This window comes from Neisseria mucosa, assembly GCF_003044445.1.
GTDB lineage: Bacteria > Pseudomonadota > Gammaproteobacteria > Burkholderiales > Neisseriaceae > Neisseria > Neisseria mucosa_A.
Genome location: NZ_POWX01000001.1, coordinates 212,527 through 219,948, shown reverse-complemented (window position 1 = coordinate 219,948; position 7,422 = coordinate 212,527). Strand labels below are relative to the sequence as shown.

The window sequence follows — 7,422 nt, the reverse complement described above, 5'->3', positions numbered from 1 at the left end:
TTGCAAAACATTCCATGGTTCAAAGCATGTCGCGAAAGGCGAACTGCTGGGACAATGCACCGATGGAAAGCTTCTTTGCGGTGCTGAAGACGGAGTGTTTCTATCGTGCAGGGGAATTGACGGTGGATGAATTGATGAAACAGATAGATGATTATATGGATTACTACAACCGCGAGCGTTGCAGTTTGAAATTGAAAAAGCTGAGTCCTGTCGCATACAGAACCCAGCTTGCACAGAGCGCCTGAATAGGCTTTTATGAGTGTCCAAGATTTGGGGGCCAGTTCAGTTTTCAGACGACCTTGTTGCTAACTCAGACAAATCAAATATCGTAAGTGGTCGATGCGGTATCGCCGCCTTTGCCTGTCCAGTTGGTGTGGAAGAACTCGCCGCGCGGTTTGTCGGTGCGCTCATAGGTGTGCGCGCCGAAGTAGTCGCGTTGGGCTTGCAGCAGGTTGGCGGGCAGGCGTTCGGTGGTGTAGCCGTCGAGGAAGGTAATCGCGGAAGCCATGCAGGGCATGGGGATGCCGCATTCGATGGCTTTGGCGACCACTTTGCGCCATGCGGGCAGGCAGTTTTCCAATACGCCTTTGAAATAAGGATCGGAACCCAAGAACACCAAATCGGGATTGGCTTTGTATGCGTCGCGGATGTTGCCCAAGAACGCGCTGCGGATGATGCAGCCTTCGCGCCACAGAAGGGCGGTGTTGCCGTAGTTCAATGCCCAATCGTTGTTTTCGCTGGCTTCGCGGATGAGCATGAAGCCTTGTGCGTAGGAGATGATTTTGGATGCCAATAGGGCTTGGCGCAGGGCTTCGACCCATGCGGCTTTGTCGCCGTCAACGGGGGTAACGGTTTTGCCGAACAAGCTGCCGGTTTGAACGCGTTGGTCTTTGAACGCGGATACGCAGCGGGCGAACACGGCTTCGGAAATCAGGGTCAACGGGATGCCCAAGTCGAGGGCGTTGATGCCGGTCCATTTGCCTGTACCTTTTTGTCCGGCGGTATCGAGGATTTTTTCGACCAAAGGTTCGCCGTTTTCGTCTTTGTAGCCCAAAATCGCGGCGGTGATTTCAATCAGGTAGGAATCCAGCTCGGTTTGGTTCCATTCGCTGAAAATGCGGTGCATTTCGTCGTAGCTCAGACCTAAGCCGTCTTTCATGAATTGGTAGGCTTCGCAAATCAACTGCATATCGCCGTATTCGATGCCGTTGTGCACCATTTTGACGAAATGGCCTGCGCCGTCGCGGCCGACCCAGTCGCAGCAGGGTTCGCCTTGCGGGGTTTTGGCGGCAATGGCTTGGAAGATGGGTTTGACTGCCGGCCATGCGGCTTCGTCGCCGCCGGGCATGATGGACGGACCGTGACGCGCGCCTTCTTCGCCGCCGGAAACGCCCGCGCCGATAAAGCGGATTCCTTTTGCCGCCAGCTCGTGGGTGCGGCGGGTGGAATCGGGATAGTTGGCGTTGCCGCCGTCAATAATAATGTCGCCTTGGTCCAAAAGCGGGACAAGTTGCTCGATAAAGTCGTCAACGACAGAACCTGCGCGCACCATCATCATGATTTTTCGAGGTTTTTCCAGTTTATCCACTAAATCTTGCAATGAATAGGCACCGATAATGTTGGTGCCTTTGGCTGCGCCGTTGAGAAAATCGTCTACTTTAGCGGTGGTCCGGTTGTACGCCACGACTTTGAAACCGCGATCGTTCATATTCAAAATCAAATTTTGACCCATAACGGCCAAGCCGATGACGCCGATATCGCCTTTCATTGATGGAAGCTCCATTATTAATTTAATTTATCAGCCGTAACTCTATCTGATTTACAGAGGTTTAACAATCCTTAACTATCTAATTTTTTGAAAAGATGCCTTTACGTTGCTGGCGTTGGCTGCGTGTTGGGAAAACAAACTATAAATAAGATTTTAAATAATAAATAGATGATTATATTGAGTCGCGCTTTTTCTTGTGTATAACTTTGATTCCTCATTTAGTTCAATAAATTGAATGCTAATTTTGGATGCGGATAAACCGCTGTTTGCCTTGTTGGCAGATGTGGATAATTTTGAAATTTGATTTGGTTCTGTGCATAACTTTCCGGCTATACACACGGCCTTCCGGTTTTATACCGGGCTCGAACGGAACTGTATAACGAGATAAACAGTCCAATCGGTTTCCATGTTTCAGACGACCTTTTGTATTTTTTAACCCTGTAAAGGTCGTCTGAAAAATAGCTAACTAAAAGGGAGCAAATATGAAATTTTCCTTTGGCTTAAACCTGTTGGCGGTTTTGGTTTTGGCGGCGTGTGCGCACCAGCCTATGCAGAAACCTGATGCCGCGCCTGCACCGACGGCTGTGGATAACCATGCGCCGGAACAAGGGACGGGGCTGACCGAGCAAAAATTGATTCGCGCCAAACATTATATGGCGGCGTCTGCCAATCCGTTGGCAACCGAGGCGGGTTACGAAATATTGAAACGCGGCGGCAGCGCGATAGATGCGATGATTGCCATGCAGACGACCTTGGGTCTGACCGAGCCGCAGTCTTCAGGTTTGGGTGGCGGCGCGTTTTTGGTGTATTGGGACAATAAGGCGAAAAAGCTGACGACGTTCGATGCCCGCGAAACGGCGCCGAAAGCGGCAACGCCGGAGCTTTTTTTGGATGAAAACGGCAAACCGATGGGCTTTATGAACGCAGTGGTCGGCGGCCGTTCGGTCGGCGTGCCGGGGATTCCGAAGCTGCTGGAAGATGTCCACAAGCGTTACGGCAAGTTGCCTTGGGCGAGTCTGTTTGACAAACCGATTACTTTGGCAGAACAAGGCTTTACGGTTTCACCGCGCATGGCAAAATCCATCGAGCAGAATCTTGAGCCTTTGAAACGTTATCCCCAAACCGCCGCCTATTTCCTGCCTGACGGCAAGCCTTTGGCAGCGGGAACGGTGTTGAAAAACCCTGAATTTGCCCGCTCCGTACGCCTGTTGGCGGAAAAAGGCAGCGCGCCGTTTTATCAGGGCACGCAGGCGCAGAATATTGTCCGTGCCGTTACCGGCGCTGTGGATAACCCCGGCAAAATCAGTTTGTCGGATTTGAAAAACTACCGCGTTATCGAGCGTCAACCGGTTTGTGCGCCCTATCGTGAATACGAAGTTTGCGGCATGGGTGCGCCAAGTTCGGGCGCGATTGCTTTGGGCGAGATTTTGGGCGTGTTGCAAAATCAGGATATGAAGGCGTTGGGAGCGGAAAATATCCACAGTTGGCGCTGGATAGGCGATGCGTCACGGATTGCGTTTGCCGACCGAGATCATTACATCGGCGATCCCGCGTTTGTCAACGTCCCGACCCGAGCCTTGATTTCGCAGGCTTATCTGAAACCGCGTGCCGAAGAAATCCGCCAAGCCGACAAGGCGTTGGAAAACATTCAGGCGGGTAAGTTTGGCAAGAAATACGCGCAGGGTATGGCGGTAGAGCTGCCGTCCACCAGCCATTTGGTGGTGGTGGATAAAGACGGCAACGTCGTGTCCATGACGACTTCGATTGAAAACGCGTTCGGCTCGGGGCTGATGGCAAACGGCTATCTGCTCAACAATGAATTGACCGATTTCGCTTTCAACCCCGTCGGCGCGGACGGTAAAACCGTTGCCAACAGCGTGGCGGGCGGTAAACGGCCGCGTTCTTCGATGGCGCCGACCATTGTGATGAAAGACGGCAAACCTTATATGGCGGTCGGTTCGCCCGGCGGCAGCCGTATTATCGGTTTCGTTGCCAAAACGCTGGTGGCGCATATCGACTGGGGCATGGACATTCAGGCGGCAATCTCTCTGCCGAATATGCTCAATCGCGGCAGCCAGTATGAAATCGAGGAAAAAACCGCAGCGGCGGACAAAGCGTCAGCCTTGGAAAAACTAGGCTACAAAGTCCAAGTCCGCGATTTGAATTCCGGCGTGCAAGGCATTGTGATCGGCAAAGACGGTTTGCTCGGCGGTGCCGACCCGCGCCGCGAAGGCAAAGTCATGGGCGATTGATCACCGATAAGCTTGTGGATAAAAGGTCGTCTGAAATCCGAATTTGGGTTTTCAGACGACCTTTTTTATTGCTGGAGAAAAGCTATGGATAAAATGTGTATAAAATTTGAGAAAAAATATAATCTTTCTATTTTTCATAAGGATAGATTAGATAGTCATGTGGATAATCAAGGTTGAAATATTGGCAGAAGATGGTTTTTTTGTTTCGTTTTATAGAAAAAAGCTCGTCTGAAATCTTGGTTTTAAGATTTCAGACGACCTTCTAAGTTATTCAATAAAAAGGCTGTGGACGAACAATCATCCACAGCCTTTTTGTGCGCTGTCTTATCTCAAGCCGCGGGCAGCTCGTGGAAGGCAGACGGCAAATCCTCGTCGTCGGCGAATTCAACCCATTCGTAAGCGGTTTCATCCGCCAAAACTGCGCGCAATAAAGCGTTGTTAATCGCGTGGCCGGATTTGTAGCCTTCGAATGCGCCGATAATCGGGTGCCCGACGATATACAAATCGCCGATGGCATCGAGGATTTTGTGGCGGACGAACTCGTCGGGATAACGCAAACCTTCCGGATTCAAAACGTCCATATCGTCAATCACAATGGCGTTGTTCAAATTGCCGCCCAGTCCGAGATTGTGGGCGCGCATCATTTCTACTTCGTGCATAAAGCCAAAGGTGCGCGCGCGCGCGATTTCGTCGATGTAGGACTTGCCCGCGAAATCGATTTCAAAAGTGGGCGAGCTGCGGTTGAAAACCGGATGGTCGAATTCGATGGTCAGCGTCACTTTAAAGCCGTCATACGGCGTAAAACGCACCCATTTGCCCGCTTCCTTGACTTCGACAGGCTTGAGGATTTTCAAAAACCGCTTTTGCGCCTTTTGATCGACAACGCCCGCATCTTGCAAAAGATAAATAAACGGCAGGCTGGAGCCGTCCATAATCGGGATTTCGGGCGCGTTCAACTCAATCAGCGCATTGTCGATGCCGTAGGCAGACAGCGCGGACATGATGTGTTCGATGGTGCCGACGCGCACGCCTTTGTCGGTTACGATGGTGGACGACAGGCGCGTATCGTTGATGAGGTAGGGCGTAAGTTTGATGATGTCGCCCATTTCGCCGTCCAAATCGGTACGGCGGAAGGAAATCCCGCTGTTTTCAGGCGCAGGGTGTAAGGTCAACGCAACCCGTTCGCCCGAATGCAATCCGACGCCGGTTACGCTGATGGATTTTGCCAAAGTTCGTTGCAGCATAAACCGCCTCCTTAGTAATCATTGGTTTGATGTTTGGATAATACGATAAAAAGGAAAAAATAATCCATTATTTTTAATAGTATTTGCTAATGTAGGCGTTTCAGAACCACAGATTTTTCAGAAGACCCTTTGTACCAATAAGATTATCCACAAAATGACGTGTAATCGAAGTGGACAAATCTGATTTTATCCACAGAAAAATTCAAACAATTACAGATTATCCGACTTTGTTCTCACAAAAAACAGAATTTGAACGCAGCCTTTAAATGAATACAACAATTTGATTATACAATCAGTAATCAGGTTATCCACAAAATAGGGACGTACTCATCATAATCACCATTTTTTAAATAATTACATATTAATTTAAAAACCGGCCGGAATTTATCCCCAAATATGGATGCAAATCTTGCCAATGCATGTTTTCAGACGACCTATTTCATGGTTTTTTTATTTAAATCAAACATTTTTAAAGTAGCTTCGTGTAATTCTAGGTAGTAGTTTTATTTCAGGATACAATACCCTTACTGAAATTTTTCCCCTTTCCCTACTACAAGGAGTATGAAAATGAGCATCAAAGTAGCGATTAACGGTTTCGGCCGCATCGGCCGTCTGGCATTGCGTCAAATCGAAAAAGCCGAAGGTATCGAAGTCGTCGCCGTCAACGACCTGACCCCTGCCGAAATGCTGCTGCACCTTTTCAAATACGACAGCACCCAAGGCCGATTCCAAGGTACTGCCGAATTGAAAGACGATGCCATCGTGGTGAACGGCAAAGAAATCAAAGTCTTCGCCAATCCGAATCCTGAAGAATTGCCTTGGGGCGATTTGGGCGTGGACGTCGTCCTCGAATGTACCGGCTTCTTTACCAGCAAAACCAAAGCCGAAGCCCACATCCGCGCCGGTGCGCGCAAAGTCGTTATTTCCGCCCCCGGCGGCAATGACGTAAAAACCGTCGTATATGGCGTGAACCAAGACATTTTGGACGGCAGCGAAACCGTTATTTCCGCCGCTTCCTGCACCACCAACTGCCTTGCCCCGATGGCGGCAGTTCTGCAAAAAGAGTTCGGCGTAGTCGAAGGTCTGATGACCACCATCCACGCCTACACCGGCGACCAAAACACCCTTGATGCGCCGCACCGCAAAGGCGATTTGCGCCGCGCCCGCGCCGCCGCGCTCAACATCGTGCCCAACAGCACCGGCGCCGCCAAAGCCATCGGTTTGGTTATCCCTGAATTGAATGGCAAACTCGACGGCTCCGCCCAACGCGTCCCCGTCGCCACCGGCTCGCTGACCGAATTGGTTTCCATCCTCGAACGCCCTGTAACCAAAGAAGAAATCAACGCCGCAATGAAAGCTGCTGCCAGCGATACTTTAGGGTACACTGAAGATCAAATCGTTTCTTCTGATGTCATCGGTATCGAATACGGCTCGCTCTTCGACGCCACCCAAACCCGCGTGATGACCGTAGGCGACAAACAACTGGTAAAAACCGTTGCCTGGTACGACAACGAAATGTCCTACACCTGCCAACTCGTCCGCACTTTGGAATACTTCGCAGGCAAAATCTAAAGGATTTCGGATTGGGTAAACCAGTCTGTGGATAAGTAAGAGAAAAGGTCGTCTGAAAACGAGCGTGAACGAGTTTTACTAAACTTGGTTTCACATTTTCAGACGACCTTGTTTTTTATTTGTAACCTGCACCCTCTCCCGCCTGGTGGGAGAGGGCTGGGGAGAGAGTGGCTCTACGAACTAACGAATTTGATTTTACCTAAACCCATAAAGCCACCCCCATCCTAACCTTCCCCCGCCGGACGGGGGAAGGGACAGGTTACCGTTGCAGCAATTGTAGCGTAGGCTTTGCCCACAAGATCTATCATCCGATAATTCGAATCAGACAACTATCAAATTTTTATTCGTTTCGTGGGCAAAGCCCACGCTACTTCGGTTATCCCAAGCCTGTGTTGATTGAATAAACGAGGTCGTCTGAAAAAAGCGTGAACGAGTTTCTCTAAAACTCAAATCTCAAAGTTTTCAGACGACCTCTTTTTTACCTGCAACCCGCCCCCTCTCCCATCCGGCGGGAGAGGGCTGGGGAGAGGGTGGCTCTGCGAGCTATACGAATTTGATTTTATCTAAACCCATAAAGCCACTTCCA

At 50.2% G+C, this 7,422-nt stretch carries 5 protein-coding genes; 3 read left to right on the top strand and 2 right to left on the bottom strand.

The window, feature by feature from the left end:
• The coding region (locus tag DBY90_RS01180) for an IS3 family transposase (protein WP_234405084.1) at positions 1 to 245 on the top strand (245 nt) is incomplete at its 5' end.
• A 74-nt stretch (positions 246 to 319) separates the two neighbouring features.
• Here the strand turns inward: DBY90_RS01180 and gnd are convergent.
• The gene (gnd, locus tag DBY90_RS01175) at positions 320 to 1,768 is read right to left on the bottom strand and encodes a decarboxylating NADP(+)-dependent phosphogluconate dehydrogenase (protein ID WP_070491698.1); all 1,449 of its coding nucleotides are present in this window, start codon (positions 1,766 to 1,768) and stop codon (positions 320 to 322) included.
• Positions 1,769 to 2,250: 482 nt separating this feature from the next.
• Here gnd and ggt point away from each other — a divergent pair, with 482 nt between their 5' ends.
• Positions 2,251 to 4,020 carry a gamma-glutamyltransferase gene (gene ggt, locus DBY90_RS01170; protein ID WP_070491696.1) on the top strand — a complete coding sequence of 590 codons (1,770 nt, stop codon included), beginning with the start codon at positions 2,251 to 2,253 and terminating at the stop codon, positions 4,018 to 4,020.
• Positions 4,021 to 4,349: 329 nt separating this feature from the next.
• Here ggt and lpxC read toward each other — a convergent pair whose 3' ends face one another.
• The gene (lpxC, locus tag DBY90_RS01165) at positions 4,350 to 5,264 is read right to left on the bottom strand and encodes a UDP-3-O-acyl-N-acetylglucosamine deacetylase (RefSeq protein ID WP_070491694.1); all 915 of its coding nucleotides are present in this window, start codon (positions 5,262 to 5,264) and stop codon (positions 4,350 to 4,352) included.
• A 567-nt stretch (positions 5,265 to 5,831) separates the two neighbouring features.
• On the opposite strand from lpxC, the gene gap reads away from it, so the two are divergent.
• A complete protein-coding gene (gene gap / locus DBY90_RS01160; protein WP_070491691.1) occupies positions 5,832 to 6,836 on the top strand; it encodes a type I glyceraldehyde-3-phosphate dehydrogenase in 1,005 nt (334 codons plus the stop codon).
• Positions 6,837 to 7,422: the final 586 nt, after the last annotated feature.

Coding starts and splice junctions, on each gene's coding strand:
- gnd (WP_070491698.1), bottom strand. CDS start 1,768: ATGAAAGGCGATATCGGCGTCATCGGCTTGGCCGTTATGGGTCAAAAT.
- ggt (WP_070491696.1), top strand. CDS start 2,251: ATGAAATTTTCCTTTGGCTTAAACCTGTTGGCGGTTTTGGTTTTGGCG.
- lpxC (WP_070491694.1), bottom strand. CDS start 5,264: ATGCTGCAACGAACTTTGGCAAAATCCATCAGCGTAACCGGCGTCGGA.
- gap (WP_070491691.1), top strand. CDS start 5,832: ATGAGCATCAAAGTAGCGATTAACGGTTTCGGCCGCATCGGCCGTCTG.